This window comes from Faecalibacterium sp. DFI.5.82 (genome assembly GCF_029076575.1).
Taxonomy (GTDB): Bacteria; Bacillota; Clostridia; order Oscillospirales; family Ruminococcaceae; genus Faecalibacterium; species Faecalibacterium duncaniae.
In genome coordinates, this window is record NZ_JARFIS010000813.1 from 1 (window position 1) to 299 (window position 299).

1 protein-coding gene is annotated in these 299 nt (G+C 52.5%); it reads left to right on the forward strand.

Annotation, left to right across the window (positions count from 1 at the left end):
* Window positions 1-299 (forward strand): zinc ribbon domain-containing protein (locus tag P0G09_RS19020; RefSeq protein WP_275253452.1); only part of this gene is annotated, 299 nt, incomplete at both ends.

Sequence of the window (299 nt, forward strand, 5' to 3'; positions counted from 1 at the left end):
GACTGCGGTTCTAAGATGCAATATGGTTCGTCCAACAACAGGGACTTCAGTCAAGACTTCTTTGATTGCTCTCTGCACAAGAAGAACGGGAGCAAGAGCAAGGGACACTTCATCCGGGTAAAGGTTTTGGAGGGCCGTGTGCTAAGCCATGTTCAGCGGGTGACGGACTACATCCTCTGTCATGAGGACTACTTCCGGAAGGTCATGGTGGAGCAGCTTCGGGTGGAAAGCACCGAAAAGCTGACTGTCCTGAAGAAGCAGCTTGCCCGGAATGAGAAGCGGATCGCAGTCCTCAAACG